This window comes from Kribbella ginsengisoli (assembly GCF_039537185.1).
Classification (GTDB): domain Bacteria; phylum Actinomycetota; class Actinomycetes; order Propionibacteriales; family Kribbellaceae; genus Kribbella; species Kribbella koreensis.
The window spans coordinates 525,055-551,482 of record NZ_BAABAA010000001.1; the positions used below are offsets into that span (position 1 = coordinate 525,055).

General features: G+C 68.5%; 26 protein-coding genes. 15 read left to right on the forward strand and 11 right to left on the reverse strand.

Annotation, left to right across the window (positions count from 1 at the left end; translation table 11 throughout):
• Positions 1–219: 219 nt before the first annotated feature.
• A complete protein-coding gene (gene lpdA / locus ABD768_RS02250; protein ID WP_343979425.1) occupies positions 220–1,617 on the forward strand; it encodes a dihydrolipoyl dehydrogenase in 1,398 nt (465 codons plus the stop codon).
• A gap of 130 nt (positions 1,618–1,747) precedes the next feature.
• On the forward strand, positions 1,748–2,200 hold the full coding sequence (locus tag ABD768_RS02255) for a group II truncated hemoglobin (RefSeq protein WP_343979422.1): 453 nt from the start codon (positions 1,748–1,750) through the stop codon (positions 2,198–2,200).
• On the opposite strand, the gene ABD768_RS02260 is transcribed toward ABD768_RS02255, so the two are convergent.
• Positions 2,192–2,944 (reverse strand): metallophosphoesterase, encoded by a 753-nt coding sequence (locus ABD768_RS02260; protein WP_343979419.1) that lies wholly within the window; start codon positions 2,942–2,944, stop codon positions 2,192–2,194. The two genes, ABD768_RS02255 and ABD768_RS02260, sit on opposite strands and share 9 nt — an antisense overlap.
• Positions 2,945–3,037: 93 nt before the next feature.
• Between ABD768_RS02260 and ABD768_RS02265 the strand changes: the two genes are divergently transcribed.
• Positions 3,038–3,295 (forward strand): DUF1349 domain-containing protein, encoded by a 258-nt coding sequence (locus tag ABD768_RS02265; RefSeq protein WP_344836728.1) that lies wholly within the window; start codon positions 3,038–3,040, stop codon positions 3,293–3,295.
• Here the strand turns inward: ABD768_RS02265 and ABD768_RS02270 are convergent.
• Positions 3,255–3,986, reverse strand: coding sequence for an SDR family NAD(P)-dependent oxidoreductase (locus ABD768_RS02270; RefSeq protein WP_344836730.1), 732 nt, complete (start codon positions 3,984–3,986; stop codon positions 3,255–3,257). The genes ABD768_RS02265 and ABD768_RS02270 overlap by 41 nt on opposite strands.
• A gap of 94 nt (positions 3,987–4,080) precedes the next feature.
• On the opposite strand from ABD768_RS02270, the gene ABD768_RS02275 reads away from it, so the two are divergent.
• The 5 genes from ABD768_RS02275 (at position 4,081) to ABD768_RS02295 (ending at position 8,855) form a co-directional block, all read left to right on the forward strand.
• The gene (locus tag ABD768_RS02275) at positions 4,081–4,692 is read left to right on the forward strand and encodes a TetR/AcrR family transcriptional regulator (RefSeq protein WP_344836733.1); all 612 of its coding nucleotides are present in this window, start codon (positions 4,081–4,083) and stop codon (positions 4,690–4,692) included.
• Between the two features lie 117 nt (positions 4,693–4,809).
• Complete coding sequence (locus ABD768_RS02280) at positions 4,810–6,168, forward strand: dihydrolipoyl dehydrogenase family protein (protein WP_344836736.1); 1,359 nt, start codon at positions 4,810–4,812, stop codon at positions 6,166–6,168.
• Between the two features lie 44 nt (positions 6,169–6,212).
• Positions 6,213–7,244 carry an energy-coupling factor ABC transporter permease gene (locus ABD768_RS02285; protein WP_344836738.1) on the forward strand — a complete coding sequence of 344 codons (1,032 nt, stop codon included), beginning with the start codon at positions 6,213–6,215 and terminating at the stop codon, positions 7,242–7,244.
• 52 nt (positions 7,245–7,296) lie between these two features.
• Positions 7,297–8,088, forward strand: a complete 792-nt coding sequence (gene cbiQ, locus ABD768_RS02290) for a cobalt ECF transporter T component CbiQ (RefSeq protein ID WP_344836741.1) — start codon at positions 7,297–7,299, stop codon at positions 8,086–8,088.
• On the forward strand, positions 8,085–8,855 hold the full coding sequence (locus ABD768_RS02295) for an energy-coupling factor ABC transporter ATP-binding protein (protein WP_344836744.1): 771 nt from the start codon (positions 8,085–8,087) through the stop codon (positions 8,853–8,855). The genes cbiQ and ABD768_RS02295 overlap by 4 nt, the downstream gene beginning before the upstream one ends.
• A 57-nt stretch (positions 8,856–8,912) precedes the next feature.
• Here ABD768_RS02295 and ABD768_RS02300 read toward each other — a convergent pair whose 3' ends face one another.
• Entirely contained in the window at positions 8,913–10,073 is a 1,161-nt protein-coding gene (locus tag ABD768_RS02300) for an alpha/beta hydrolase family protein (RefSeq protein WP_344836747.1), read from the reverse strand.
• Positions 10,074–10,293: 220 nt separating this feature from the next.
• Here ABD768_RS02300 and ABD768_RS02305 point away from each other — a divergent pair, with 220 nt between their 5' ends.
• Together ABD768_RS02305 and ABD768_RS02310 are read left to right on the forward strand one after the other, a co-directional pair.
• Positions 10,294–11,079, forward strand: a complete 786-nt coding sequence (locus ABD768_RS02305; RefSeq protein ID WP_343979396.1) for an SGNH/GDSL hydrolase family protein — start codon at positions 10,294–10,296, stop codon at positions 11,077–11,079.
• A gap of 298 nt (positions 11,080–11,377) precedes the next feature.
• Complete coding sequence (locus ABD768_RS02310) at positions 11,378–13,693, forward strand: M4 family metallopeptidase (RefSeq protein ID WP_344836751.1); 2,316 nt, start codon at positions 11,378–11,380, stop codon at positions 13,691–13,693.
• A 49-nt stretch (positions 13,694–13,742) separates the two neighbouring features.
• Here the strand turns inward: ABD768_RS02310 and ABD768_RS02315 are convergent, their stop codons facing one another.
• Together ABD768_RS02315 and ABD768_RS02320 are read right to left on the reverse strand one after the other, a co-directional pair.
• Positions 13,743–16,052: an excinuclease ABC subunit UvrA gene (locus ABD768_RS02315; protein ID WP_344836753.1), complete on the reverse strand. Its 2,310-nt coding sequence runs from the start codon at positions 16,050–16,052 to the stop codon at positions 13,743–13,745.
• Positions 16,053–16,167: 115 nt separating this feature from the next.
• Positions 16,168–16,818, reverse strand: coding sequence for a TetR/AcrR family transcriptional regulator (locus ABD768_RS02320; protein WP_344836755.1), 651 nt, complete (start codon positions 16,816–16,818; stop codon positions 16,168–16,170).
• Between the two features lie 117 nt (positions 16,819–16,935).
• Between ABD768_RS02320 and ABD768_RS02325 the strand changes: the two genes are divergently transcribed.
• Positions 16,936–18,393: an MFS transporter gene (locus ABD768_RS02325; RefSeq protein ID WP_344836758.1), complete on the forward strand. Its 1,458-nt coding sequence runs from the start codon at positions 16,936–16,938 to the stop codon at positions 18,391–18,393.
• A gap of 3 nt (positions 18,394–18,396) precedes the next feature.
• Here the strand turns inward: ABD768_RS02325 and ABD768_RS02330 are convergent, their stop codons facing one another.
• From ABD768_RS02330 to ABD768_RS02340, 3 genes are read right to left on the reverse strand one after another with little or no spacing between them, the layout of a single operon-like run.
• Positions 18,397–18,918, reverse strand: a complete 522-nt coding sequence (locus tag ABD768_RS02330) for an MFS transporter (RefSeq protein WP_344836761.1) — start codon at positions 18,916–18,918, stop codon at positions 18,397–18,399.
• Complete coding sequence (locus tag ABD768_RS02335; RefSeq protein WP_344836764.1) at positions 18,915–19,637, reverse strand: MFS transporter; 723 nt, start codon at positions 19,635–19,637, stop codon at positions 18,915–18,917. The genes ABD768_RS02330 and ABD768_RS02335 overlap by 4 nt, the downstream gene beginning before the upstream one ends.
• Complete coding sequence (locus ABD768_RS02340; RefSeq protein WP_344836767.1) at positions 19,634–20,854, reverse strand: aminotransferase class V-fold PLP-dependent enzyme; 1,221 nt, start codon at positions 20,852–20,854, stop codon at positions 19,634–19,636. The genes ABD768_RS02335 and ABD768_RS02340 overlap by 4 nt, the downstream gene beginning before the upstream one ends.
• Between ABD768_RS02340 and ABD768_RS02345 the strand changes: the two genes are divergently transcribed.
• On the forward strand, positions 20,853–22,241 hold the full coding sequence (locus tag ABD768_RS02345; protein ID WP_344836770.1) for an aminotransferase-like domain-containing protein: 1,389 nt from the start codon (positions 20,853–20,855) through the stop codon (positions 22,239–22,241). The genes ABD768_RS02340 and ABD768_RS02345 overlap by 2 nt on opposite strands.
• On the opposite strand, the gene ABD768_RS02350 is transcribed toward ABD768_RS02345, so the two are convergent.
• The gene (locus tag ABD768_RS02350; protein WP_343979373.1) at positions 22,209–22,763 is read right to left on the reverse strand and encodes a MarR family winged helix-turn-helix transcriptional regulator; all 555 of its coding nucleotides are present in this window, start codon (positions 22,761–22,763) and stop codon (positions 22,209–22,211) included. The genes ABD768_RS02345 and ABD768_RS02350 overlap by 33 nt on opposite strands.
• A 54-nt stretch (positions 22,764–22,817) precedes the next feature.
• Here ABD768_RS02350 and ABD768_RS02355 point away from each other — a divergent pair, with 54 nt between their 5' ends.
• The 3 genes from ABD768_RS02355 (at position 22,818) to ABD768_RS02365 (ending at position 25,250) form a co-directional block, all read left to right on the forward strand.
• Complete coding sequence (locus tag ABD768_RS02355) at positions 22,818–23,540, forward strand: SDR family NAD(P)-dependent oxidoreductase (protein ID WP_344836774.1); 723 nt, start codon at positions 22,818–22,820, stop codon at positions 23,538–23,540.
• Positions 23,541–23,611: 71 nt separating this feature from the next.
• The gene (locus ABD768_RS02360) at positions 23,612–24,661 is read left to right on the forward strand and encodes a LacI family DNA-binding transcriptional regulator (protein WP_343979368.1); all 1,050 of its coding nucleotides are present in this window, start codon (positions 23,612–23,614) and stop codon (positions 24,659–24,661) included.
• Positions 24,662–24,938: 277 nt separating this feature from the next.
• Complete coding sequence (locus tag ABD768_RS02365) at positions 24,939–25,250, forward strand: hypothetical protein (RefSeq protein ID WP_343979364.1); 312 nt, start codon at positions 24,939–24,941, stop codon at positions 25,248–25,250.
• Positions 25,251–25,374: 124 nt separating this feature from the next.
• Here the strand turns inward: ABD768_RS02365 and ABD768_RS02370 are convergent, their stop codons facing one another.
• Positions 25,375–25,725, reverse strand: a complete 351-nt coding sequence (locus tag ABD768_RS02370) for a YciI family protein (protein WP_344836778.1) — start codon at positions 25,723–25,725, stop codon at positions 25,375–25,377.
• The gene (locus ABD768_RS02375; protein WP_344836781.1) at positions 25,722–26,414 is read right to left on the reverse strand and encodes an NAD(P)-dependent oxidoreductase; all 693 of its coding nucleotides are present in this window, start codon (positions 26,412–26,414) and stop codon (positions 25,722–25,724) included. The genes ABD768_RS02370 and ABD768_RS02375 overlap by 4 nt, the downstream gene beginning before the upstream one ends.
• Positions 26,415–26,428: the final 14 nt, after the last annotated feature.

Here is a 26,428-nt window from a genome sequence, read left to right on the forward strand (position 1 = left end):
TTCCGTATCCCTGCCACAGGGCGCCTCACGCGCGCACGGAAGGAGGACATCCCCCGTGCGTGCCCCAGCGTAGGCGTCCGACGGTCCTGACGGAACCCCAGGTCACCGTCCGTGACGATGAGGCAGGACACGCTGCCCGATGGTGACCGTCGTCACGCCGTGGCATCCCGGCCCGGCCCGAGGCGGGATCGGCTGGTGCCAGCGACTAGGATTTCAGTCATGGCCTCGCACTTTGACGTTGTTGTCCTCGGCGCCGGACCGGGTGGGTATGTCGCGGCGATCCGCGCCGCCCAGCTCGGGCTCAAAACCGCCATCATCGAGAAGAAGTACTGGGGCGGTGTCTGCCTGAACGTGGGCTGCATCCCGTCCAAGGCGCTGCTGCGCAACGCCGAGCTGGCGCACATCTTCCGCAAGGAGGCGAAGACCTTCGGCATCAGCGGCGAGGTCAGCTTCGACTTCCCGACGGCCGTGCAGCGCAGCCGCAAGGTGGCCGACGGCCGCGTCAAGGGCGTGCACTTCCTGATGAAGAAGAACAACATCACCGAGTTCGACGGATGGGGCTCGTTCGTCGACGCCAACACCCTGGACGTCGCGCTGAACGACGGCAACTCCGAGACGGTCACCTTCGACAACTGCATCATCGCCACCGGCGCCACCACCAAGCTGCTGCCGGGCACCCAGCTGAGCGACCGGGTCGTCACGTACGAGGAGCAGATCCTCACCGAGGAGCTGCCGGGCAGCATCGTGATCGCCGGCGCCGGCGCGATCGGCGTCGAGTTCGCCTACGTGCTGGCCAACTACGGCGTGAAGGTGACGATCGTCGAGTTCCTCGACCGGATGGTCCCGCTGGAGGACATCGAGGTCTCCAAGGAGCTCGCGAAGGCGTACAAGAAGCTCGGTGTCGACGTGCTCACCGGCACCCGGGTCGACTCGATCGACGACTCCGGCGACAAGGTGAAGGTGACCGTCACCGGCAAGGACGGCGCGCAGCAGACGCTCGAGGCCGACAAGGTGCTGCAGGCGATCGGCTTCCAGCCGCGCGTCGACGGCTACGGCCTGGACAAGATCGGGGTCGCGCTGACCGAGCGCGGCGCGATCGGCGTCGACGGATTCCTGCGGACCAACGTGCCGAACATCTTCGCCATCGGCGACGTGAACGCGAAGCTGATGCTGGCCCACGCCGCCGAGGCGCAGGCCGTGATCGCGGCCGAGACCATCGCCGGGGTCGAGACGATGGAGCTCGACTACGTGATGATCCCGCGGGCGACCTTCTGCCAGCCGCAGATCGCCAGCTTCGGCTGGACCGAGGAGCAGGCCCGGCTGGAGGGCTTCGACGTCAAGGTCGCGAAGTTCCCCTTCACGGCCAACGGCAAGGCGCACGGCCTCGGCGACCCGAACGGTTTCGTCAAGGTGATCGCCGACGCGAAGTACGGCGAACTGCTCGGCGCTCACCTGATCGGCCCCGAGGTCACCGAGCTCCTCCCGGAGCTGACCCTGGCCCAGAAGTGGGACCTGACCACCAAGGAACTGGCCCGCAACGTGCACGCCCACCCGACCCTGAGCGAGGCGCTGCAAGAGGCCTTCCACGGCCTCGAAGGCCACATGATCAACTTCTGATTCTCGCTCTGACGAAGGCCCCGGACCACTGGTCCGGGGCCTTCGCGTTGCTCGGCGCCTCGTCGCCGGCGGTCAGGTCGCCCAGGGCGGCAGCCTTGCCGCCGGCGTGCGGCGGTGCCAGTCTCTGGGCATGGAGACTGTGTATGAAGCCGCTGGTGGTGATGACGGTCTGCTCCGGCTGGCTGCGGCGTGGCACGAGCGGGTGATGGCTGACGAGGTTGTCAGTCACGCGTTCAGTCATGGCTTTCATCCGCAGCACACCGAGCGGCTCGCTGCCTATTGGGTGGAGGCGCTTGGCGGTCCACCCGCGTTCACCAGTTCCTACGGCACCGAGAGCGCCGTCGTCTGGATGCACAGTGGCAACGGACCGCACGAAGAGATGGATCGGCTGGCGATCGCCTGCTTCGACCAGGCGTTGACCGATGTCGGTCTCACCGACCCGGTCCGGTCGGTGCTCTACGAGTACTTCGCGTGGGCGACGAACGTCAGCATGGCGCGGTATCACGGGTCCAAGGACGCGGTGCCGCAAGACCTGACCGTCCCGCGGTGGTCGTGGGACGGCCTGGTCTCGACGTCAGCTTGAGGTTATGGCTCGGTAGACGGTGACCAGAGGTTGACCGTCGGCCACGAGGTGGAGCGCCAGGCCGGGTGGGGCCTCGACGTCGACCAGACCGTTGGCCGCGGCCGGCTCGAAGGGGAGTGGGGCGGTCGATCTGATGCCGGGGGCAACCAGCAACGGGTGGCCGGCGAAGGTGGTCGAGACGCCGTTGTGGACGTGGCCGGTGAGGATCGCGGTGATCGGCTTGCCGCGGAGTACGGCGGCGAACGGCTCGGCGTCCTGGAGGATCCACTGGTCAAGTACCGGGTGCTGGAGCTTGTTCGGCGGGTGATGGAAGGCGACGAACAACGGTCCGTCGACAGGCTCGGCCAGTACTCCCGCCAGCCACTCGAGTGATTCCGCGCTGAGCAACCCGTGGTCCTCACCCGGCACCGACGTGTCGAGCAGCACGAAACGGGCCGTGCCGACGTCCTGCACCTGATGAACCGGATGCCCCTCACCAGGCGACTCGACCGGCAGCCCGGCTCGCAACGGCGCGCTCACATCGTGGTTGCCCGGCAGCATCAGCACCGGTACGTCGAGCGCCAACTCGGCTGCGACATCGGCGTACTCCGCCGGAAGCCCGTGGTCGGCGAGATCGCCGGTCACCAGCACCACGTCGACGGGACGCGAGAACGCGCGCAGGTAGTTCACGACACTGCGCAGGCGATCGCGTGCGACAACCGTTCCATCCAGATGGGGATCACTGAGGTGAGCGATCACGAACATCGAGGCCTCCTCGCAGGCTAATGACAGACCGCAAATCTATCGTTAGGTGATGCTTTGTACAAAACTGTTTGAAGTCTTGACTCATGTGCATCTTTGGACTTCGCGCAACTGCCCGGCATCGCCGCCCCGGCCTGGGTCCGCCTCAGCCGTAGTGGCGACACGATCGCAGGCTCGTGCAGCACCGACGGAACCACCTGGCAGCCGGTCGGATCAGTGACAGTCCCCGCCGGCGCCAGCCTCGACGCGGGCCTGTTCATGTCCGCCGCGAACGGTGGCAACGGCATCCGCGGCGCGGTCCGGTTCGCGGGGTTCACTGCAGCTGATCAGTCGGCCGGATCAGGAGTTCGTTGACGGAGACGTGGTCAGGTTGGTTCAAGGCGTAGACGACGGCCGCCGCGATGTCGTCGGGCTGCAGGGTCCGGATCGAGTCGGCCATCGTCTTCGCCATCGCCTGCATCGCCGGGTCGGTGATGTGGCCGGCCAGTTCGGTGGAGACGAACCCGGGCTCGACGACGACCACCCGCACGCCCTGCGTGGTGACCTCCTGCCGCAGCGACTCGATGAAGCCGGTGATGCCGAACTTCGTGGCTGAGTAGGCAGCCCCGGCCGCCGAGGCGATCCGGCCCGAGGTCGACGACACCTGGACGACAGTTCCCTTGGATTCGAGCAGGTGAGGCAGTGCGGCATGTACGGCGTACATCGAGCCGAGCAGGTTGGTGTCGACCATGCGCGACCACTCGGTGGTGTCGGCGCCCAGGATCATGCCGCTGAGCATGATGCCGGCGTTGTTGACGAGCGCGTCGAGCCGGCCGAAGTGGCCGACCGTCGCCGCGACCGCGTTCTGGATCGACTGCTGGTCGGTGACGTCCAGGTCGAGGGTCAGGATCTCGCCGGGAGCGTCCTCGGCGAGGAGCTTGAGCCGGTCGGCCCGGCGGGCGCCGACTGCCACCTTGGCGCCGGCCTGGGACAGCGCGAGGGCGGTCGCCTGGCCGATGCCGGATGAGGCTCCGGTGACGAGGACGATCTTGCCTTCGAGGTTCATGGGGTCTCCTTGGCGGTAGAAAGTGACCGGGTGGTCATGTTCAGTCTAGGCACAACCTGACCGGGCGGTCATGTTAGGTGGTAGAGTTCACACCATGAGGGCGGACATGGTGCGCAACCGCGGCCTGCTGGTCGACGCGGCCCGTTCGGCGTTCGCGGAGTCGGGCGTCGAGGTGTCGATCGGGGAGATCGCTCAGCGGGCGGGGGTCGCGAAGGGGACGGTCTTCCGGCACTTCGCCAGCAAGGACGACCTGCTCGCCGCGATCATGCTCGAGCTCCTGGACCGGTTGATCGAGACTGCTGACGGCCTGCGGGATGCGGCTGACCCGGGCGAAGCGCTCCGGGAGCTGATGACCGCCGGCGTCGAAGCGCTCGCTGCCGACCAGGCGTTCTGCGAGGTGGTTGGGAAGCCGTCGCTGCAGAATGCCGAGGTCAGGGCCGCGATCGAGCGGTTCGCCGGGCTGGTGGAGGTGCTGACTGCTCGGGCTCGGGAGGAGGGTGCCATCCGCGACGATGTAACCGGCACGGACATCGTGCTGTTGCTAGGCGGCATCCAGCAGACTGCAGCGCCCGTACTCGGCGCCCATCCGGATGCATGGCGCCGCTACCTGGCACTGACCTTCGACGGACTCGCCCCGGTTCACGCGACGAAGCTGCCGCACCCACTGCCAGGCAATCTGCAGACAGCGCTAGCCGCAGAAGGATGACGGCAGGTTCGCCGATGAACAGCGCCTGAATCCCGGACAGCGATCAGCTACTTACCGTCCGATGACACGCGAGCGGAAGGCTTGGCGAAGGTGGCGGGGTCTGCGAGATTTGGCGGCATGGCTGAACAGGTGGATGTGGTCGTGATCGGGCTGGGCGTCGGTGGCGAGGAGGCTTCGGGGCGGCTGGCGCAGGCGGGGCTGAACGTGGTCGGGATCGAGCCGCGGCTGGTCGGTGGCGAGTGCCCGTACTACGGCTGCATCCCCAGCAAGATGATGATCCGGGCCGGCGACCTGATCGCCGAGACCCGCCGCGTCGACGGGATGGCCGGTACCGCGACCGTCACGCCCGACTGGGCACCGGTCGCCAAGCGGATCCGCGACGAGGCGACCGACAACTGGAACGACAAGGTCGCCGTCGACCGGCTGGTCGGCAAGGGCGTCACCTTCGTCCGCGGCAAGGGCACCATCACCGGCCCGGGCCGCGTGGTCTCGGGCGACCGCGAGTTCGAGGCGAGCCGCGGCATCATCGTCGCCACCGGCACGGTCCCGGTCGTCCCACCGGTCGAAGGCCTCGCCGGTACGCCGTTCTGGACCAACCAGGACGTGATCCGGCTCGAGACGCTGCCGGCGACGTTGCTGGTGCTCGGCGGCGGCGCGATCGGGCTGGAGCTGACGCAGGCGCTCGCGCGGTTCGGCGTACAGATCACCGTGATCGAGGGCTCCGACCGGGTGCTGGCGATGGAGGAGCCCGAGTCGAGCGAGCTGGCCAGGTTCGCGCTGGAACGCGATGGGGTGGCCTTCCGGACCGGTCAGCACGCCAAGTCGGTCAGCTACGGCGATGACGCCTTCACCGTGATGCTGGCCGACGGCAGTACGGTGTCGGGCGAGAAGTTGCTCGTGGCAACGGGGCGCCGGGTGGACATCGGGGACCTCGGCCTCGACCAGGTCGGGCTGGATCCGGCCGCGCGCCGGATCGAGGTCGACGAGCACGTGCGGGCCGGTGACGGCGTGTGGGCGATCGGTGACGTGACCGGGGTCGGGGTGTTCACCCACAACGCGATGTACCAGGCCAACGTCGCCGTCCTGGACATCCTCGGCGCGCAGGACGCGCCCAAGGCCAGCTATCACGCGATGCCGCGGGTGACCTTCCTCGATCCGGAGATCGGCGCGGTCGGGCTGACCGAGCAGCAGGCGCGCGACCAGGGGCTCGACGTGCGGACCGGCCTGACCCAGGTACCGGCTTCGACCCGGGGCTGGATCCACAAGGCGGGCAACGAGGGATTCATCAAGCTGATCATGGACAATGAGAAGGGCATCCTGGTCGGCGCGACCAGTGCCGGGCCGACCGGTGGCGAGGTGCTCGGGACGCTGGCGCTGGCCGTGCATGCACGAGTTCCGGTTCACTGTCTGCGACAGATGATCTACGCATACCCGACGATCCACCGGGCGATCGAGTCCGCACTCGCGGATCTGTAAGCCTCTTCTTGCGATCGGGTCGCAAGTAGATCAAGAATGTGCTCATGCATGTTCCTGACGGGTTCTTCGACGCGCCCACCTCCATCGCCACCGGCCTGATCGCCGCCGGTGCCGTCGGCTTCAGCCTCCAGCGCGCCAACCGGGAGATCCGTGAGACGGGTCCGGCGCTGGCCGGGCTGACCGCCGCGTTCGTCTTCGCCGTCCAGATGGTCAACTTCCCGGTCGGTGCCGGGACCAGCGGCCACCTGCTCGGCGGTGCGCTAGCCGCGGCCCTGGTCGGGCCGTGGTCGGCGGTGCTGGTGATGTCGACCGTGCTGCTCGTGCAGGGACTGCTCTTCGCCGACGGCGGCCTGACCGCGCTCGGCACCAACATCACCTTGATGGGCCTCGTCACCGTTCTCGTCGGGTACTTCGTGACGCGAGCACTCCTGAAGGCCCTGCCCAAGCGCGTCGGCAGCGTCGTACCGGCCACGACCGTCGGCGCGCTCGTCTCCGTGCCCGTCGCGGCGCTGTGCTTCACCGGCCTCTACGCGATCGGCGGCGCGGTCGACATCCCGCTCGGCAAGCTCGCCACGGCGATGGTCGGCTGGCACATCCTGGTCGGCCTCGGTGAGGCGGTGATCACCGCTGCCGTGCTCAGCGCCGTCGTCGCGACCAGGCCGGATCTGGTCTACGCGGCTCGCCATCTGCAGGCCGACCTCGTCCTGGTCGATGCCGATGGCAACAGTTCGACCGTGTCGCCGGACAGGCCGATCGCGGCCCGGCCGGCCGGCCGGTCGTACGGGGTCGGAATCGCGGCCACCCTGCTGGTCGCGGGTGTGGTCAGCCTGTTCGCGAGCGCGCATCCCGACGGGCTGGAGTTCGTCGGCGCCAAGCTCGGCTTCGAGGGCGCGGCCAAGAGCTCCGCGGTGGCCGGCAGCCCTCTCGCCGACTACGGCGTGAACGGGATCGCCAACTCGCAGGTGTCCGGCGCGCTGGCCGGCATCATCGGCGTACTGGTGACGATCGTCGTCGGCCTCGCGATCGCGAAGATCGCCTCGCTGCGGTCGTCGGCTCGCGCGGACAAGGCCGTCTGATGCCCAACGACGACCAGACCTTCATCCTCGCCGAGCTGACCGACTGGACCGGTTGGACGACCTGGCCGGCCGGTCAGTGAGCGGTTCCGCCGGAGACGGGCTGCTGGTCGCCGTCGACAGCCGGATCCACCGCCTGCCCGCGCAGGTGAAGATCGTCGCGCTGTTCGTCTTCGTGCTCGCCGTCGTCTCCACCCCGGCCGGAGTCTTCTGGGCGTTCGCCCTGTACGCCGCCCTGCTGGCCGGCGCGGTCGCCCTGGCGAAGTTGCCGGTCACGACGGTGCTGAGACGGCTAGCGGTCGAGACGCCCTTCATCGTCTTCGCCCTGGTCCTCCCGTTCGTTGCCACCGGCCCCCAAGTCGACGTACTCGGCGTGTCGGTCTCGGAGTCCGGCGTACTCGGCTCCTGGAACGTCCTGGCCAAGGGCACCCTCGGCGTGATCGCCGCGATCGTGCTGTCGGCCTCGACCGCGCCACGCGAGCTGCTCGCTGGCCTCGAGCGGTTGCGGTTGCCGTCGACGCTCGTCGCGATCCTGTCGTTCATGGTCCGGTACCTGAGCGTTGTCTCGGACGACCTGCACCGGATGCGGATCGCCCGGGAGTCCCGCGGGTACGCCGGTGGCCGCGTCGGTCACTTGAAGGCGGTCGCCGGGGGAGTAGGGGCGCTGTTCGTGCGCAGCTTCGAGCGTGGCGAGCGGGTCCACCTGGCCATGCAGTCGCGTGGGTACACCGGCCGGATGCCGCAGTTGGCCGCCTCGGGTGCCGCGCGCAACCAGTGGGCCGAGGGGCTCGCCATCTCCCTGCTCGCGGTGCTGATCGCGGTGGCGGCTAGGGTGGCCGGCTTGTGAGCAGTCCGTCGATCCATGTCGAGCGTCTGGTCTTCGCCTATCCCGATGGGCGGCAGGCTCTGTACGGCGTCGACTTCACCATTCAGCGCGGCGAGCGGGTGGCGTTGCTCGGTCCGAACGGCGCGGGCAAGACGACGCTCGTCCTGCACCTCAACGGCATCCTCGGCTCGGTCGCGGGTGGCAGCGGCAGCGGGCGGATCCAGATCGGTGGGACGGATCTGCACCGGGAGCACCTGCCCGAAGTACGGCGGAAGGTCGGCCTGGTCTTCCAGGATCCCGACGACCAGTTGTTCATGCCGACGGTCCGTGACGATGTCGCGTTCGGTCCGGCCAACCTGGGGCTGCGCGGGTCGGAGCTCGAGGAGCGCGTCCACGAGGCGCTGGTCCAGGTCGGCATGCAGGACCACGCGAACATCGCTCCGCACCATTTGTCCTACGGTCAGCGGCGGCGGGTCGCCGTCGCCACGGTGCTGGCGATGCGTCCCGAGGTACTGGTTCTGGACGAGCCGTCGAGCAATCTCGATCCGGCCAGCCGCCGTGAGCTCGCGGACATCCTCTCCGGCCTCGACGTCACCTTGCTGATGATCACCCACGATCTGCCGTACGCCCTCCAGCTGTGCGAAGGCAGTCTGCTGATGGACGGCGGCCGGATCGTCGCCGACGGCAAGACCCGCGAGCTGCTGGGCGACACGGAACTGATGACGGCCCACCGGCTGGAGCTGCCCTACGGCTTCGATCCGCTGTCCGTTCCCGGCCCGGAGCACTAGCTGTCGATGTGGCGAGGCCCCGTACGACGCCGCGGGACGTACGCGAGTTCCAGCGGGTCAGCGCTTGAGGGTGCGGTCGAAGAACGACCGGACCGTACGGCGGATCAGTGGGACCGAGATCGCCGGGTCGACCGCACCGACTTGGCTGGTGCGGTCTTCGGCTGTCATCAGTCCGGCGGCTTGGAGTTGAGGTGCGAGCGCGCCGAGGTCGGTGAAGACCCAGTGGTTGGCGTGGGCGACTTCGGTACGCCGTACCGGGCCGCGGTGGGCGAGTAGCGCCGACCACGAGCTGTCGAACCGTGCGTCGCGGAAACCGTCAGTGCCCGCGAGGAGCAGCGGGCGATCGCTGCCGTGCTGGGCGATCGGGTAGAGCTCGTCGGGCTCGCCCGGCTGGAGCGGCAAGAAGTCGAGGTAGCCCTCGAGGTTGACGGCCGACTTGATGGCGCGGTTCTCGTACAAGCCCTGGGCCGCGGTCGAGCCGCCGGCGGAATGGCCGTAGATACCGATCCGGCGCAGGTCGAGGGGAAGGCCGAGGGCCTTGAGCTGCGAGAGGACGAAGCGGACGTCGGCGAACCGCGTCGACATCATCAGGCGGGACAGAACCGGATCGGTCGGGGTGGTCGGCGGGATCTGGATCGTGCGCAGCTCGCTGCCCGGGATGTCGACCTCGCTGGTCTCACCGGGATGGTCGATGGTCACGACGACGTAGCCGTGGCTGGCGAGGTCTTCGGCGAGGCCGGTGCCGAGGGTTCGGGGGTCGGTGCCGCCGGGGGAGTAGAGGAGGACCGGGCGGCTTCCGGGTGCGGGGGGCGCATCGGCGTACGAGTGGGTGAGGGTTGCCGACCAGTCCACGCCGGCGGGCAGGTGGTGGTAGTACGCGGCGAAGCCTTTGAAGCTCTCCGCGGCTCTCGCGGTCATCTGCGGTGCTCGGCGATAGCCGCGCGTGGACCGGGCCGGGTAGAAGACGGTCAGCATCAGCTCGCGATCGGGACTCCCGTTCCACGGATCAACTCTGCCCCTGTCGATGAGGTGGAGGGTTCTGACACCGAGCCGATGAGGTCCGGTCGGGGCCGGCAACCTCAAGGTGAGGTCGGGTGAGGGTGAGGTAGAGGTCGAGGCAGCTCGCGCGGCCGTTGCCGCCGGCATCGTCGCGGCCAGGGCGGTCGCGCTCGTGGTCAGGGCGATGGTCGAGGTCAGGAAGCTTCGTCGGGTCACCATGCCTTCACCGTGGCAGCGGTTTCGCCTGCCCGGGCGCGATCACGGCGAATCTCCATCCGGGCGGCGGCGAAGTTCCACCGAGGGGTGGACGGTGGTTACCGGGAACGGCACGCTCCGGTGAATTTCTTACCGAGGTATTGCGCGTTACTCACTGGTAGAGGATGGTGACTCTGAGTTCACCCTGCCTCGGTTTCCCTCCACACCAGAAGGCGGTCCGCCCATGAAGAAACTCGCCGCACTCATCGGAGCCGCAGTCCTCGGTACTGCGCTGCTCACCCCCACCGCCGCGCACGCAGCGGCCCCCGTCTACGTCGCCCTCGGCGACTCGTACGCCTCCGGCGTCGGCACCCGCACCTACATCGCCGACAGCGGTTCCTGCCAGCGCTCGACCAAGGCCTATCCGTACCTCGACGCGGCCCGGGTCGGCGCTGCGCTCACCTTCGTCGCCTGCTCCGGCGCCCGGGTCGCCGACGTCACCGCCAACCAGCTCGGACCACTCAACAGCGGCGTCCGCTGGGTGACCCTGCAGGTCGGCGGCAACGACGCCGGCTTCTCGTCGGTGATCACCGAATGCGCCAAGCCGTCCTGGCTCGGCGACTGCAACGGGGCGATCGCCACCGCGCAGGCGACCATCAACAACACCATCCCCGGCCGGCTCAACACCCTGTACGCGACGGTGCGCAGCCGGGCGACGACGGCGAAGGTGATCATCGTCGGCTACCCGCGACTGTTCAACGGGACCGACTGCAACGCCGGCACCTTCTTCAGCGGCGACGAGATGACCAAGCTCAACGCGACCGCCGACCTGCTCAACTCGAAGATCGCCGCGGCGGCCAGTGCGGCCGGATACAGCTTCGTGAACCCGACCTCGGCGTTCATCGGGCACGCAGTCTGCGGCAGCCCGGAATGGATCAACGGACTGTCGAACCCGATCAGCGAGTCCTACCACCCGAACACCACCGGCCATACCGGGTACGCGAACCTGGTCGACGACCAACTCACCTGACCCGCCTTCCGGCCTGCTCGGCGGGCCCGTTCCGAGGTCTCTCGAGCGGGCCGGAAGTTCCCGGAACCATGCCGATTTCCTCCTTCTGGTACTGACCTTCTGGTGCCGCGACGCACCTGTGCCAGCACTCTGCGTAGGGTCCGCTGAGCGGACGTTCCAACGCTGTAGTGACCGTCCGTGAGACCCCGAAACGGTTGGGTGTGAGATGGATCACGTGCGGTCGCGCAGGGGATTGGGCGGATGACAGATTGCAGCCCTCACGCCCGCTCAGCGTGAGAACTGCAAGGGGAGGAACATCTTGAAAGCTCGTACCTGGCTCGCCGGCCTCGCGGTCGGCGCAGTCTCCATCAGCCTGACGGCACCGGGGCTGGCCAACAGCGCCCCCGTCCCGTCGTCCGACAGCACCACGGTCGCCCAGAGCCCGGAGATCCGCACCATCGCGGCTCCGAAGGCCGGCGGCAACGGGCTGGTCTCCAAGCGCGACGAGACCGGCCGCGCCCACTCGATCCGGCCGGCCACCCCGTTGAAGGCTCCGGCCTCGGTCGGCGCCAAGGCCGGCCGGTCCGCCACCAGCAAGCCCGACGCGGTCGCCGTCGCCAAGGCGCAGGTCGCCTCGGTCGCGCCGTATTTCGGTGCCCGCCCGGCCGACCTGGTGGCGCAGTCGAGCTCGCTCGACGAGTTCGGTTCACAGGTGAAGTTCCAGCAGACCATCGACGGCGTTCAGGTCTACGGTGGCGAGATCATCACCAACCTGGACAAGACCGGCGCGCTGGAGTCCGCCAACGGCGAGGTCTCGCTCGCGACGTACGGGAAGTTCCCTGCCGCCGACGCGGTCGACGCCGCCAAGGCCACGGCGCAGGGCGCCGCGGTGCAGGCGGTCGCCACCCGCGCCAAGGTCGACGGCTCGACCCTGACCGCCAAGCTGGTCGGCCCGCGCTGGTTCGACCTGAGCCTGGTCACCCGTCAGCCCGGCTCGGTCGCCATCCCGGTCTACCTGTACGAGGTGACCGGCCAGGGTGACGTCCGCTGGCAGGCGATGGTGCACGCGTCGGCGGGCAAGGCGCTGCTGGCCTGGGACCTGGCCGAGCACATCAACCGCGTCGTCTGCGACGCGAACCACACCAACATCGTCACCGGTAACGAGGACGCCCGCTGCGGTGGCGGCGTCTTCGCGCCGACCCGGGTCGAGGGCGGCCCGGTCTCCTCGGTCGGCGACGTCAACCAGGTCTTCGACTTCTTCGGTGACACCTCGAACCTGTACGCCGGGCTCGGCACCGACCTGACGAACCTGATCGGCGCCGACTACGGCGACGGACTCGGCAAGGCCATCCGTGGCACCGTCCGGGTCTGCGTCAGCGGCTCCTGCCCGTTCGCCAACGCGTTCTGGAACGGCGAGCAGATGGCCTTCGGCGAAGGCGTCAGCACCGACGACATCACCGGTCACGAGCTGACCCACGGTGTCACCCAGCACACGGCCGGCCTGGCCTACCTGTGGGAGTCCGGCGCGATCAACGAGTCGCTGTCCGACATCATGGGCGAGTTCGTCGACCTGACCAACGGGTCCGCCGACGACACCCCGGCCAACCGCTGGCTGATGGGCGAGGGCTCGAGCCTCGGCGCGATCCGCTCGATGAAGAACCCGCCGCAGTTCGGCGACCCGGACAAGATGTCCAGCCCGAACTTCTTCGACGACACGTACTTCCAGGACAACGGCGGCGTGCACTTCAACTCCGGCGTCGGCAACAAGACCGCGTTCCTGATCGCCGACGGCGGCTCGTTCAACGGTCAGACCCCGGCCGGCATCGGCCTGCCGAAGTCCGAGTCGCTGTGGCACGAGACCCAGAAGGTACTGACCAGCGGAGCTGACTACAGCGACCTGGCCGAGGCCCTTCGCGCCACCTGCAACGTGCTGCAGAAGCACCATGTCGCGAACATGACGAACGCGGACTGCGCCGAGGTCAACAAGGCGATCCTGGCCACCGAGCTGGACCAGGCGCCGGGCATCGCCAAGCCGGCCAAGGCTCCGGTCTGCGACACCGCCGCGGAGAAGGTCAAGAACCTGATCACGACCTCCTTCAAACAAGACCCGGACGGCGTCGTCACGCACAGCCCGGGCTGGGTGCTCGGCAAGCAGCAGGGTGACCCGACCGCCCAGGTCGACACCTCGTACTCCTCCGACGGCGACGACTCGCTGTACGGTCAGATCACCGACCCGGCGTCGTCGATCACCGTGCAGACCAAGAGTGCGATGAAGATCAAGAACGACAAGACGTACCTGCGCTTCACGCACGCGTACAACTTCTACAACGTCTTCTTCATCTTCTGGCTGCCGACCGGCACCGGATCGCTGGACTACTCCGACGACAACGGCGCCACCTGGCACGACACCTCGGCCCTGCCGTGGAAGAACGGTCCGACCGTGGACCCGAACTTCCCGGACCAGCCGGCTTCGTGGCACGCCAACTCGGGCGGCTGGGAGACCAGCCGGCTGGACGTCTCGCAGTTCAGCGGCAAGCTGCTGAAGTTCCGCTGGAACGGCCACGGCGGAGACTTCTCCGACCTGGTCCCCGGCAACTGGTGGCTCGACAACGCCACCATCTACACCTGCAGCTAGTCAGCTGCTGAAGGGGCCCGGCGGATTCGTCCGCCGGGCCCGTTCGCGTTTACACGTCGGCGGTTGCCGGCGCACCGACGTACAGGCGGAGGTGTTCTGCGGTCAGCGAGGCGCTGCTTTCGATCAGGTCGGCAGGGATGCCGGTGAAGACGATCTGGCCGCCGTCGTGGCCGGCGCCTGGGCCCAGGTCGATCAGCCAGTCGGCGTGGGCCATGACTGCCTGGTGGTGCTCGATGACGATAACGGTGTTGCCTTCGTCGACCAGTTGGTCGAGGAGCGTCAGGAGTTGATCGACGTCGGCCAGGTGTAGGCCGGTGGTGGGTTCGTCAAGGATGTAGGTGGTGCCGTTGCGGCCCATGTGGATCGCCAGCTTGAGGCGCTGGCGTTCGCCACCGGACAGGGTCGTGAGTGGTTGCCCTAGGCCCAGATAGCCGAGGCCGACGGCTACCAGACGGTCGAGGATCGCTCGGGCAGGACCCTTGTCGAAGAAGGAGCGGGCCTCGGTCGCGGACATGTTGAGGACCTGGCTGATGTTCTTGCCACGCAACAGATAGCCGAGTACCTCTGGGGTGAAGCGGGCGCCGTTGCAGTCCTCGCAGAGTGACGCGACCTCGGCCATCATCGCCAGGTCGGTGTAGACGACGCCGAGTCCCTTGCAGGTCGGGCAGGCGCCGACCGAGTTGGCGCTGAACAGCCCCGGCTTCACCTTGTTCGCCTTCGCGAACTCTGCCCGGATGGGATCCAGCAGACCCGTGTACGTCGCCGGGTTGCTCCTTCGCGACCCCCTGATCGGATCCTGCCCGGCGACGATCACCCCATCGCGCCCGGCCAGCGACCCGTGGATCAGCGAGCTCTTCCCCGAACCGGCCACCCCGGTGACCACGGTCAGCACGCCGAGCGGGATGTCGACGCTCACGTTCTGCAGGTTGTGCAGCGATGCGCCCTCGATCCGCAGTTGCCCGGTCGGCTGCCGGACCTGATCGCGCAGACCGACCCGGTGATCGAGATACCGCCCGGTCAGTGTCCCGGACTTCCTCAACCCCTTCAGATCACCGGCGTAGCAAAGCCGCCCACCGGCCTGGCCGGCGCCCGGCCCGAGATCGACCACGTAGTCGGCGATCTGGATCGTCTCCGGCTTGTGCTCGACGACCAGCACCGTGTTGCCCTTGCCGCGCAGCTGGAGCAGCAACTCGTTCATCCGCTGGATGTCATGCGGATGCAGGCCGACCGTCGGCTCGTCGAAGACATAGGTGACATCGGTGAGCGACGACCCGAGATGCCGGACCAGCTTCACCCGCTGTGCCTCGCCACCCGACAGCGTCGACGACTCCCGATCCAGACTGAGATACCCGAGTCCGATGTCGGCCATCGACTCCAGCGTCCCGCGCAGCCCTTCGAGCATCGGCCCGACTGTCGGGTCCTTGATCCCGCCAACGAACTGCGCCAGCTCGCTGATCTGCATCCGCGAGCAGTCGGCGATCCCGACCCCGTCGATCCGCACCGCGAGGGCTGCCGCGTTCAGCCGCGCACCGTCGCAGGACGGACAGCGGACCAGCTTCACCGCCCGGTCCGCGAACACCCGGACGTGGTTCTGCATCGACTCGCGGTCCTTGGCGAGCAGGTTGCGTCTCACCTTGCTGACCAGGCCTTCGAAGGTCAGATTGCTGGTTCCGATCTTCACCTTCGTGGCCGGCTGGTACAGGAACTGCTCCCACCCCTCGGCCGGATAGTCCTTCAACGGCAGGTCCGGATCGAACAGTCCGGACTTGGCCATCAGCTGCCAGTACCAGGTGCCGACGCCGTACCCGGGCACCTTCACCGCGCCCTGGTTCAGGCTCAGCGACCGGTCGACGAACTCGTCCAGGTCGATCTCGGACGCCTTGCCGAGTCCTTCGCAGGTCGGGCACATCCCTTCGGCCCGGTTGAAGCTGAACGCCGACGGCGGTCCGGCGTACGGCCTGCCGAGGCGGCTGAACAGGATCCGCAGCATCGTGTGCGCGTCGGTCGCGGTGCCGACCGTCGAGCGGGCGTTGGCGCCGATCCGTTCCTGGTCGACGATGATCGCGGCGCTCAGGTTGCGCAGCGCGTCGACGTCCGGGCGGGCCAGGCTCGGCATGAAGTTCTGCACGAAGGCCGTGTAGGTCTCGTTGATCAGCCGCTGGGACTCGGCGGCGATGGTGTCGAAGACGAGGGAGGACTTGCCGGAGCCGGAGACTCCGGTGAAGACGGTCAGCCGGCGCTTCGGGATGTCGACGGAGACCCCGCCGAGGTTGTTCTCCCGGGCTCCGCGGACCTGGATGACGTCGTGGCTGTCGGCGGCTTCGAGGGCTGAAATGTCAGGCGAAATCGTGGCAGGCATGCATTCCAGTCTCTCATTGAGCCGCCTGTAGAGACTTTTCCCGTACTACGCTCCGCCGCCGAGCGCACGCGTTGCCCGCAAGGTGCTATCGGCGGTTGAAGGTACTAGTGCCGGGTTAGCTCGTCACCGGTGCGGTCCACAGGCCGACCAGGGCGTCGATCAGCCCGGCCGCCGTCTCCTGCCAGGACGCCCGCGCGACCGGCGTACCGGCGTCGAGATCGCGTTCGTACTCGGCCAGCAGATGCACCATCAGGAGCCGGGCCATGTCGCCGCGCTCACGGCGTACCGGGGGAGGGAGGTCGGGCAGGCCGCCCCGGAGCCCGTCGATGATCTGTTGCAGCGACGGTGAGGTCAGCGACTCCTCGACCATGATCTGGCGCAGCCCGGGATCCGTCATCAGCTGCGCGCTGAACCGCGCGAACCAGGTCGGCGGGCCGATCTCGGCGAGGTGCTCAGCTTGCGGGCGGATCAGCACCCCGAGCCAGTCGCGGACGTCCGGCTCAGGGCCGAGCTCGGCCAGCATCCGCACCCGGAGCTGCTCGATCTGGTCGGTGTGCCGGCGCACGATCGCGCGGACCAGGTCCGTCTTGGTGCCGAAGTGGTAGCCGACCGCGGCGTTGTTGCCCTGCCCGGCCGCCTCGCTGATCTGCCGGTTGGAGACCCCGAACACGCCGTGCTCGGCGAACAGCCGCTCGGCGGTCGCCAGGATCACGTCACGGGTGGCGCCGGCCCGGTCGGCCCGCGCGGTCTTCTCGGCCGCCGTCATGGATGCACCTCTCGTCTCGTCCTCCGGTCCAGTCTGTCAGCTCACTTGCTTAAGTCAACTGACTGACTTAACGTCGTCAACGTTGTTTCCGTCGCTTTCGCCCAACCGGAGGCCCTCGTGCCCATTGCCCCTGCCGATCCGGCCGAGGTGTCCCGTCCGCCGAAGCCCGCAGCCGTCGTGGCGGTGCTCGCCTTCGGCGGCATCGTGGTCTCGCTGATGCAGACCCTCGTCATCCCGCTGATCCCCGAACTCCCCAAGCTGCTGCACGCCAAGGCGTCCGGTACGGCGTGGGTCATCACCGCCACGCTGCTCGCCGCCGCAGTCGCAGTACCGGTGGTCGGCCGCTTGGGCGATATGTACGGCAAGCGCCGCATGCTGCTGGTCAGCCTCGGCCTGCTCATCACCGGCTCGGTCATCGCCGCCTTGAGCGACTCGCTCACACCGATGCTCATCGGCCGCGTCATGCAGGGGATGGCCTCCGCGGTGATCCCGCTCGGCATCAGCATCATGCGTGACGAGTTGCCGGCCGACCGGCTCGGCTCAGCGACGGCGCAGATGAGCGCCTCGCTCGGCGTCGGCGGTGCGCTCGGTCTGCCGGCCGCGGCTTTCATTGCCGATCGGGCGGACTGGCATGTGCTCTTCTGGACCTCGGCAGGGCTCGGTGTCATCGTGCTTGCGCTGGTGCTGACGTTCGTACCTGAGTCCGCGGTCCGTACCGGCGGTCGCTTCGACCTGGTGGGCGCGGCCGGGCTCTCAGCCGGACTGATCTGCCTGCTGCTCGCGATCTCCAAGGGTGCCGACTGGGGCTGGGGCTCTGCCTCGACGCTCGGCCTGCTCGGCGCGGCCGTTGTGGTGTTCCTGGTCTGGGGCTGGTTCGAGCTGCGCTCGCCGCAGCCACTCGTCGACCTGCGGACGACCGCCCGGCCGCAAGTGCTGCTGACCAACGTCGCGTCGGCGGTCTTCGGCTTCGCGATGTTCGCCATGTCGCTGGTCCTGCCGACCCTCCTGCAGTTGCCCAAGGCAACCGGCTACGGCCTCGGCCAGTCGATGCTGACCGCCGGCCTGGTGATGGGTCCGTCCGGTCTGGTGATGATGGCGACCGCCCCGATCTCGGCATCGGTCTCGAAGGCCCGTGGACCGAAGGTGACGCTGATGATCGGCGCGCTCATCGTCGCGGCCGGCTACGGACTCGGCATCGTCGCGATGGGCGCCGTCTGGCACCTGATCATCGTCTCGGCCGTGATCGGCGCCGGTATCGGGTTCGCGTACGGCGCGATGCCGGCCCTCATCATGGGCGCCGTCCCGGTCTCGGAGACGGCCGCCGCGAACAGCCTCAACACGCTCAGCCGCTCGATCGGTACGTCGATCTCGAGCGCCGTCGCCGGTGTCATCCTGGCTCACCTCACGATCAGCCTCGGCCCGGTCAGCGTCCCCTCCAAGGACGGCTTCCGGGTCATCCTCGCCATCGGTTCGGCCGCGGCTCTGGTCGCCTTCTTCATCGCCGCCCTCATCCCCACCCGCCGTTCCGGTGCGACCCCCGAAATCGCCACCACGGAGGCCGCCACCGTCGGCTGACCCTCACTGCGTGGGCAACCGACGCAACCGGATGACCGGTGACAGCAACAGCGCCGGTACCACCGCAGCCGACCCGATCGCGGCAGCGATCAACGCACCCCGAGCACCGATCGCTGCCGCGAGCAACCCAGCAGTCAGCCCGCCCAGTGCTCCGCCACCGAACAAGAGGGTGCGGAAGACAGCCGTCATCCGGCCCATCATCGCCTGCGGGGTCGTGCTCTGCCGGAGGCTGACGATGATGACCCCGGCGACGCCGAGACCGAGATAGCTGACGAAGAACGACAGCACGAACAGGGCCACCTGTGGGCCGGGCGTGATCACGATCAGGCCCGGCCCGAGCAGCAACAACGACTGGGCGACCAGATAGACGCGCCCGACCGGGAAACGGGCGACGATTCGCCGAGCGAGGCTCGCGCCGATCAGTCCACCGGCCGAGGCGGTCGCGAAGATCAGGCCGAGGGTGGTGGATCCGAGTCCCAGGTCGTTCGTCGCGTAGAGCAGGAACATCGTCCAGACGGTGATCATCGAGAAGTTGCAGCACAAGCCGGCGACGGCGAGCGCACGCAGGACCGGCGTACCGAGGACCAGCGCAATCCGTCGCGGAGTTCGACGCTCAGCCGCCGGCGGGCCGCTGGATCCGGGCGCGGTTCGGGACGGCGGATGAGGAGCAGCGAGACGATGGAGAGTGCGTAGGAGACGGCGTCGACGATCAGGGCGACCGGTGCGGTGAGCCACCCGATCAAGAGGCCGGCGAGTCCCGGACCGGCGACGTCCGAGGCGGATGAGCTGATCGCCAGCTTGGAGCTCGCGTCGACGTACTGGCGCGGGTCTTTCACCAAGGCTGGGACGTAGGCCATCCAGCTCACGTCGTACAGCACGGACGCGACGCCGATCGCGCACGCCATCGCCAGCAGGGACGGCAGGGTGAGCAGGTCGAGCCAGTGCAGGATCGGGATCAGTGCCAGCAGGACCATCCGGATCAGGTTCGCGCCGAGCATCACGCGCCGGCGCCGGGCGCGATCGACCCAGACGCCGAAGACCAGCGCGAAGCCGAGGTACGGCGCCAGCTGGAGGAAGCGGAGTACGCCGACCTGGCTGTCCGTCGCGCCGAAGGCGTGGATTGCCGTCAGCGGCAGGGCCAGCGTCGTGACCTGCGTGCCGAGCAACGAGATGCTCTCGCCGAACCAGAACCAGACGAAGTCCCCGTTGCGCCACAACGTCGGCGGTTCGGCAAGCGTCGTCATCGGCCCGCTCGGAGGTCGGCGACGGCAGCCACCACGCGGGCGACCTCGTCCTCGGTGTTGTAGTAGTGCGGCGACAACCGCAGACACCAGTCGACGTCCTTGTCGCCGAAGTCGAACTGGGCGAGCCGCCGGTAGCTCAGCGCCGAGTTGATGCCCCGGGCATCCATCGCCGCCTTGAACTCCACGGCTTCCCATCCCTCGACCTCGATGGTGACCAAGGCCCCCAGCTGTTCGCCCTGATCAAGCGCCCGTACGCCGGAAAGCTCATCCAACCCATCCCGCAACAACCCGGCCAGGTAGGGCGTCCGTCGTGAGATCAACTCCAGGCCAACGCCACGGGCGTACCGAACGGCGGCCGCACAACCGAGGACGGTGGCGTAGGGAAACTCCCATTCCTCGAACCGGGACGCGGTCTCACTCGGCCGGTACTCGCCGGCCGCACTCCAGTCGGCTCCGTGCATGTCGATGAACAACGGCTCGTAGCCGGCGCGCAGGACCCGGTCCGAGACGAAGAGGAAACCCGACCCACGCGGACCCCGCAGGAACTTGCGGCAGGTCCCGGTGAGCAGGTCGCAGCCGATCTCCTCGACATCGATCGGGTACTGACCGACCGACTGGCAGGCGTCGACGAGGTAGAGCAGGTCGAGCTCGCGACAGTGTCGCCCGATCTCGGCGACCGGCTGGACCAGCCCTGAGTTGGTCGGGATGTGGGTGGCCGCGACCAACCGGGGCCGGTGTTCCTTCATCAAGCGCGCCATCGCCTCCACGTCGACGCCGCCGGTGGGCAGGTCTGGTGCGTGCATGATCTCGACGCCGAAGCGCCGGCGCAGGGACAGGAACGCGATCTGGTTGGAGACGAAGTCGTTGCGGGTGGTCAGGATGATGTCGCCCGGCCCGAACGGGATCGCCGACAGCGCCGTCGCATAGGCGTGGGTCGCGCTGCCGGAGAACGCGATGTTGTCCGGGCCGGCGCCGATCAGGGCAGCCAGCCCGGTGTAGAACTCGCGGACCTGGACGGACCGGGCGGCGGACGCCTCGTAGCCGCCGATCTGCGCCTCGAGGTCGAGGTGGTCGTGCATCGCCTGGAGGACGGGCCGGGGGAGCAGTCCGCAGCCGGCGTTGTTGAAGTGGATCACGTTCCCGGCGCCGGGGGTGTCCGCTCGCAGGGCGGGTAGTGATTCCCAGTTCGGGGCAGTAGCGCTACTCTGTGCCTTCATGAACGACAGTAGCACTTCCGAGGAGCTCGTTGGAGTGCTCCGGACGGTCGTCCAGCAGCTGGTGCCGGGGGACAAGTTGCCGAGCAGCCGCGAGCTGATCGAGCGCCATCACGTCGGCCCGGGGACGGTGTCCCGGGCCATCGCCCAGCTCGCGGCCGAAGGGGTCGTCGTCACCCGCCCCGGCAGCGGAACGTACGTCGCGCCCAGGCCGCAGCAGCCCGAGGTCGCCATCGACACCGGCTGGCAGACCGTCACGCTCGCCGACCGCAGCGTCGACGCCCGAGCGCTCGGCGACTCGTCAGGCCCGATCCCGGACAGCGCGATCCGCCTCGACGGCGGCTACCTGCATCCATCTCTCCAGCCCACCCGCGCGCTGAGTGCCGCCCTGGCTCGAGCGGCCCGCCGCCCGGACGCGTGGGATCGCGCTCCCGCCAACGGGCTGACCCCACTGCGCACGGTCTTCGCCCGGCTGGCCGGCGCCGGGGTGACCGCGGACGACGTACTGATCACTGCCGGCGGTCAGAGCGCGCTCTCCATCGCATTCCGCGCGATCGCCGGGCCGGGCAGCCCTGTCCTGGTCGAGTCGCCGAGCTATCCAGGCGCGCTGGCGGCCGCGCGCGCGGCCGGTCTCAGCCCGATGCCGGTACCGATCGACCAGCACGGCCTCCGCCCCGACCTGCTCGAAGAGGCGTTCGCACGGTCGGGCGCCCGGCTGCTGTACTGCCAGCCGACGTACCAGAACCCAACCGGCACAGTGCTCGCCGCAGACCGCCGGCGACGCGTCGTGGAGGTAGCCCGCGCTGCGGGCGCATTCATCCTGGAAGACGACTTCGCCCGGCTGCTGGGTCATGGCGCATCAACACCGAAGCCGCTGCTGGCCGACGACCGTGACGGTACGGTCGTCTACCTTACCTCCCTGACCAAGCCCGCCGCACCGAGTCTCCGCATCGGCGCGCTGGTTGCCCGAGGCCCTGTCCTCGAACGCCTACGGGCGATCCGCCAGGTCGACGACTTCTTCGTCCCCCGACCTCTGCAGGAGGCAGCCCTCGAACTTGTCGGCTCGCCCGGCTGGGATCGCCATCTGCGCGGCCTGGCCATCGCGCTCCGATTGCGGTCCCGCGCCCTCGTCACGGCGCTCGCCGAGGCACAACCAGAGTGGTCGGTAGTCAGCCCGCCGACTGGCGGGCTCCATCTGTGGGTACGGCTGCCATCGGACCTCGACGAGACGGCCGCCGCGGCAGAGGCCCAGCGGCTCGGGGTCGTGGTCAGCGGCAGTCGCCGTTACTTCGCCACCGAGAAGGCGGGCTCGTGGCTGCGTTTCAACTTCGCCGCGGCCGCGGATGCGGCCGAGCTGTCAACGGCCGCCCGCCGTCTTGCCCGGATCTGACTTCACTCGGCCAGTCACGTCGTCGAGCAGCGACTGGAGTTTGCCGGCCAAGAGGTCTCGTTCGGCGGCGGTGAGGGATGAGATCAGCTCGGACTCGCGGGTGAGAACCTGCTCGACGGTCTGCTCGACGAGGGCGTGACCGGCGGCGGTGAGGGAGACGACGACGGCTCGGGAGCCGTCGGTCGCCGTGCGGCGCTCAACGAGTCCTGAGCGCTCGGCCCGGCCGACGCGCTGGGAGATCGCGCCGGCCGTCACGAGGGTGCGCTCGGTGAGTTGGCGGGTGGTGAGCTCGTACGGCGTACCGGCGCGGCGCAGCACGCTGAGCAGGTCGAGGGTGGCTCCGTCGACCCCGAGGTCGGCGAGCAGCCGGCGCCGGTCGTCGGCGAAGAGCTTGGCCAGCCGCCACAGGGGAGTGACGATGCCGATCGAATCGGTCGGGGTGCCCGGCCGCTCGCGCTGCCAGGCCGCGGCGATGGCGGCCGGCGGGTAAGGGCTCGGCGTATCGAGAGGGTAGGCGTCCACGCACCCATGCTACGTTTAGGTCTAAACATTTAGACCTAAACGATGGAGCGTGGCGTGGCCAGGACGATCGTGGTGACCGGCGGCGGGACCGGAATCGGCAAGGCGGCGGCGAAGCGGTTCCGCGCGGACGGCGATCAGGTGGTGATCACGGGGCGGCGGGCCGGCGTACTGGAGAAGGCCGCGGCGGAGCTCGGCGCGCAGGCGTTCGTCTGCGACGGAACCGATCCGGAGCAGGTACGCCGGCTGGTCCTCGAGCTGCCGGGGGAGGTGGATGTGCTCGTCAACAATGCCGGCGGCAACACCGACTTCGGTGCGCCCGGCGACGAGCAGGATCTCGCGGTCCTGAAGAGCAACTGGATCGCCAACTTCGACGCCAACGTGCTGACCGCCGTCTTGATGACGACTGCGCTCACGCCCCGGCTGGCCGACGGGGGAGCGGTCGTCCACCTCGGCTCGATCGCCGGCACCCGTGGCGCGGGTTCGTACGGCGCGGCGAAGTCGGCGCTGGCGACCTGGAACCAGGACGTCGCCGCCGAGCTGGGTCCGCGCGGGATCACCTCGAACGTGGTCGCGCCGGGCTTCACCGCCGGCACCGAGTTCTTCCAGGACCGGCTCACCCCCCAGCGGCGCGAACGGTTGCTCACGGCAACGATGGTGAAGCGGCAGGGTGAGGTCACCGACATCGCGGCCGCGATCCACTTCCTCGCCTCGCCGGCCGCGCGATACATCACCGGCCAGACCCTGCACAGCAACGGCGGCGCGCTCACGACGCGCTGAGCCGCGCCGCCCCGGCGTGCTGACAACGTAGGCATCGCACGGAATCGCGGGACGTCGGTGACAATGGGGCCATGCGTGCCACGGTCAAGGATGTCGCCAAGCTGGCCGGGGTCTCACCCAAGACGGTGTCGAACGTGATCAACGGTGTCGTGTTCGTCCGGCCGGAGACGCGCGAGCGGGTCGAGCAGGCGCTGGTCGAGCTCGACTACGTGCCCAACATGAGCGCCCGCGGGTTGCGGAACGGCCGGTCCGGGATGATCGGGCTGGCACTGCCGGACCTCCTCCGGCCGTACTCCGCGGAAGTCACCCACCTGGTCGTCGAGCTGGCCCACCGGCGCGGCTGGGGTGTGCAGATCGAGGAAACGGCCGCCGAACCGAAGCGCGAGTTCGAACTGCTCTCCAAGGCACGCGCGCATCTGGTCGACGGGCTGATCCTCAACCCGGTCAACCTCGACGACAGCGCGGTGATGACGGCCGGTCCGCTGCCGGCGGTCGTGCTGATCGGTGATGTCGATCAGGACATGGTCAGCCAAGTTGCGATCGACAACGTTGCTGCCGCGCGCGACATGACCCGGCATCTGCTCGACCAGGGCTTCCGGCGGATCGCGGCCGTCGGCACCCCGGAGATCCCCAGCGGTTCCAGTGGCACCGGCCGGATCGGCGGCTCGACCGATGCTCCCGGTACGGCGGCCGCGCGCCTGCGGACCCAGGGCTATCGCGAGATCCTCGCCGAAGCCGGCATCGGGCCGGACCGCGAGCTCGAGATCGGTCTCGACCGCTGGAGCCCGGAGGGTGCGGCCGCGGTCGTCGGGCGCTACATCGACAGTCATGAATTGCCGGACGCATTCTTCTGCTTCACCGACACGATCGCGGTCGGCGCATTGTCGGCACTGTGGACGGCGGGCGTCGCCGTACCGGGTGACTGCGCGGTCGCCGGTTTCGACAACATCGGCGAAAGCCGGTACACGGTTCCACCGCTCACGACGGTCGATTTCGACCGCCGGCTGTTCGTCGAATCGGCGCTGGACCTGCTCGCCGAACGGATGTCGGACAAGGACGCAACCCCTCGGCGGGTGATGATTCCGCACCGGATCATCACCCGCGCGAGTACGGCGCGCTGACCTACTTTCCCCCTTTTTTCCAAGGCGATCGCCGTTGGAATCGTTGTCAGTGGTTTCAGTGGGCCCTGGTTCGCGAGACAACAGTTCCGGCAGGCGGGATTCGCCGCGCCATCCCTTGAAAAGACCGTCACTGTGAGCAAGGCTTCCGGGATCACTTCCGTGCCCCGTCAGGCCCGGAATTGTGGCAACTGCTGCTCCGTCATCAGCGGCAGAAACCGCAGGACTGCAGTTGTCCCGTCAACAACTGTTCCTCGGGGGAACAATGAGAGGGGGATGTGTGTCAGCGTTGAAAGAGCTCGCCGAGCAGTGCCGTGGTGTGAGGAGTCACGGTACTTCGCAACTCGGCCGGGCTGCGGTTCAACCGGCGGTCTGTACCGGCGTCCACGAGGTGAACTCGTCGATCCTGTCCGGGCAACCGCGCCGCGTGGCGGTGCTGAGGCTCAGTAACGGTCTCACCACCACCCTGCGTCTCGACGAGGGTGCTCCGGCGCCCAAGCCGGGCGCGACACTGTTCGTCCGGGGTGGCCGGGGGATGGGTGATCAACCCGCCTCAGGTGGGGTCACCCTCGCGCCGAGCCACCCCAGCTGAACGAGCTGGGCTGACAAGACCGGATGAACCCCAGCCTGCGGCTGGGGACGCCGGCCGCATCAGTGGCTCGCCGGTCTCAGGTCAACGCCGAGCTGAGACCGGCAAGTCGCTGGAACGCCGGAAGCTATTCCTTGATCGGTTCCGTCAGCGCACGGACCTCGATCGGGGAGTAGCGGGCTTCCGGAAGCCTCGCGGCGAGTTCCGTCGCGCGCTCGAGCGTGCAGTCGAGCAGGTAGTAGCCGGCCAGCACCTCCTTGGCCTCCGTGAACGGCCCGTCGGTGACCGCCGCCATGCCGTCCGTGACCCGGACCACTCGCGCATGGTCACTGGTCAGCCCGTCGGAGGCCAGCAGTTCGCCGCTGGCCCGGGTCTCGGCCAGGATCGCGCGATGTACGTCGTACACCGCCTCGATCCCGTCCGCGTCCAGCGCGTCCCAGGTATCGGTGTTCCCATAGATCAACAGCATGTACTTCATGAGGACATGATGGCCTCTCGCCAGATCAGCTTGGCCACGTTCGGCTTCACCGCGGTCGTGATGACGGCCATCGCGCGCCCGACGTACGCGTCGCTGTCCATCTGCGCGAGCAGACTCGCCGCGAGATCCTCACGCGCGGTGAACAGCCCGTCGGCCTGGTCTTCCTGTACTTCGTACGCCGTCACCTCACCGTTGCCGAACAACCCGCTCGGCCGCGCGATCGTCCAGTCCAGCCCGCTGTCCCGGACGATCCGCTCCATCCGGCGCATGTCCTCGTGCGTCGTCCGCGCCACCACGCGATTCACCAGCGGGTCGAGAACGTTGTTGAAGAAGAAGGCATTGCTCGGTCGCCACCCCGGTTCGAGCACCACCGAGCTGATCACGAACAGCCGCTTCACACCGGTCTCGTGCATCGCGGCCACGAGGTTCCGCGCCGCCGTCGAGTAGAGCTCCACCGGCTTCCGCGACGGCTTGCCACCGACAACCGAATAGACCGCGTCGGCCCCCGCGATCGCAGTACGAACCGACGCCGCGTCCGTCACATCAGCTCGTACGACTTCGAGCCCAGCCCTGGGTGGGACCGACTCCGGCCGTCTGACCGCGGCGACGACTTCATGACCGGCCGCCAGTGCCTGCCCGACCAGGATCCGGCCGGTCGATCCTGCTGCCCCGAAAACGACGATGCGCATGCTGCTCCCTCACT

Coding starts and splice junctions, on each gene's coding strand:
- ABD768_RS02305 (WP_343979396.1), top strand. CDS start 10,294: ATGAAGAAACTCGCCGCACTCATCGGAGCCGCAGTCCTCGGTACTGCG.
- ABD768_RS02270 (WP_344836730.1), bottom strand. CDS start 3,986: ATGAACCTCGAAGGCAAGATCGTCCTCGTCACCGGAGCCTCATCCGGC.
- ABD768_RS02335 (WP_344836764.1), bottom strand. CDS start 19,637: ATGACGACGCTTGCCGAACCGCCGACGTTGTGGCGCAACGGGGACTTC.
- ABD768_RS02360 (WP_343979368.1), top strand. CDS start 23,612: ATGCGTGCCACGGTCAAGGATGTCGCCAAGCTGGCCGGGGTCTCACCC.
- ABD768_RS02280 (WP_344836736.1), top strand. CDS start 4,810: ATGGCTGAACAGGTGGATGTGGTCGTGATCGGGCTGGGCGTCGGTGGC.
- ABD768_RS02330 (WP_344836761.1), bottom strand. CDS start 18,918: ATGATCACCGTCTGGACGATGTTCCTGCTCTACGCGACGAACGACCTG.
- ABD768_RS02275 (WP_344836733.1), top strand. CDS start 4,081: ATGAGGGCGGACATGGTGCGCAACCGCGGCCTGCTGGTCGACGCGGCC.
- ABD768_RS02255 (WP_343979422.1), top strand. CDS start 1,748: ATGGAGACTGTGTATGAAGCCGCTGGTGGTGATGACGGTCTGCTCCGG.
- lpdA (WP_343979425.1), top strand. CDS start 220: ATGGCCTCGCACTTTGACGTTGTTGTCCTCGGCGCCGGACCGGGTGGG.
- ABD768_RS02320 (WP_344836755.1), bottom strand. CDS start 16,818: ATGACGGCGGCCGAGAAGACCGCGCGGGCCGACCGGGCCGGCGCCACC.
- ABD768_RS02315 (WP_344836753.1), bottom strand. CDS start 16,052: ATGCCTGCCACGATTTCGCCTGACATTTCAGCCCTCGAAGCCGCCGAC.
- ABD768_RS02340 (WP_344836767.1), bottom strand. CDS start 20,854: ATGAAGGCACAGAGTAGCGCTACTGCCCCGAACTGGGAATCACTACCC.
- ABD768_RS02375 (WP_344836781.1), bottom strand. CDS start 26,414: ATGCGCATCGTCGTTTTCGGGGCAGCAGGATCGACCGGCCGGATCCTG.
- ABD768_RS02285 (WP_344836738.1), top strand. CDS start 6,213: ATGCATGTTCCTGACGGGTTCTTCGACGCGCCCACCTCCATCGCCACC.
- ABD768_RS02345 (WP_344836770.1), top strand. CDS start 20,853: ATGAACGACAGTAGCACTTCCGAGGAGCTCGTTGGAGTGCTCCGGACG.
- ABD768_RS02260 (WP_343979419.1), bottom strand. CDS start 2,944: ATGTTCGTGATCGCTCACCTCAGTGATCCCCATCTGGATGGAACGGTT.
- ABD768_RS02300 (WP_344836747.1), bottom strand. CDS start 10,073: ATGGTGACCCGACGAAGCTTCCTGACCTCGACCATCGCCCTGACCACG.
- ABD768_RS02370 (WP_344836778.1), bottom strand. CDS start 25,725: ATGAAGTACATGCTGTTGATCTATGGGAACACCGATACCTGGGACGCG.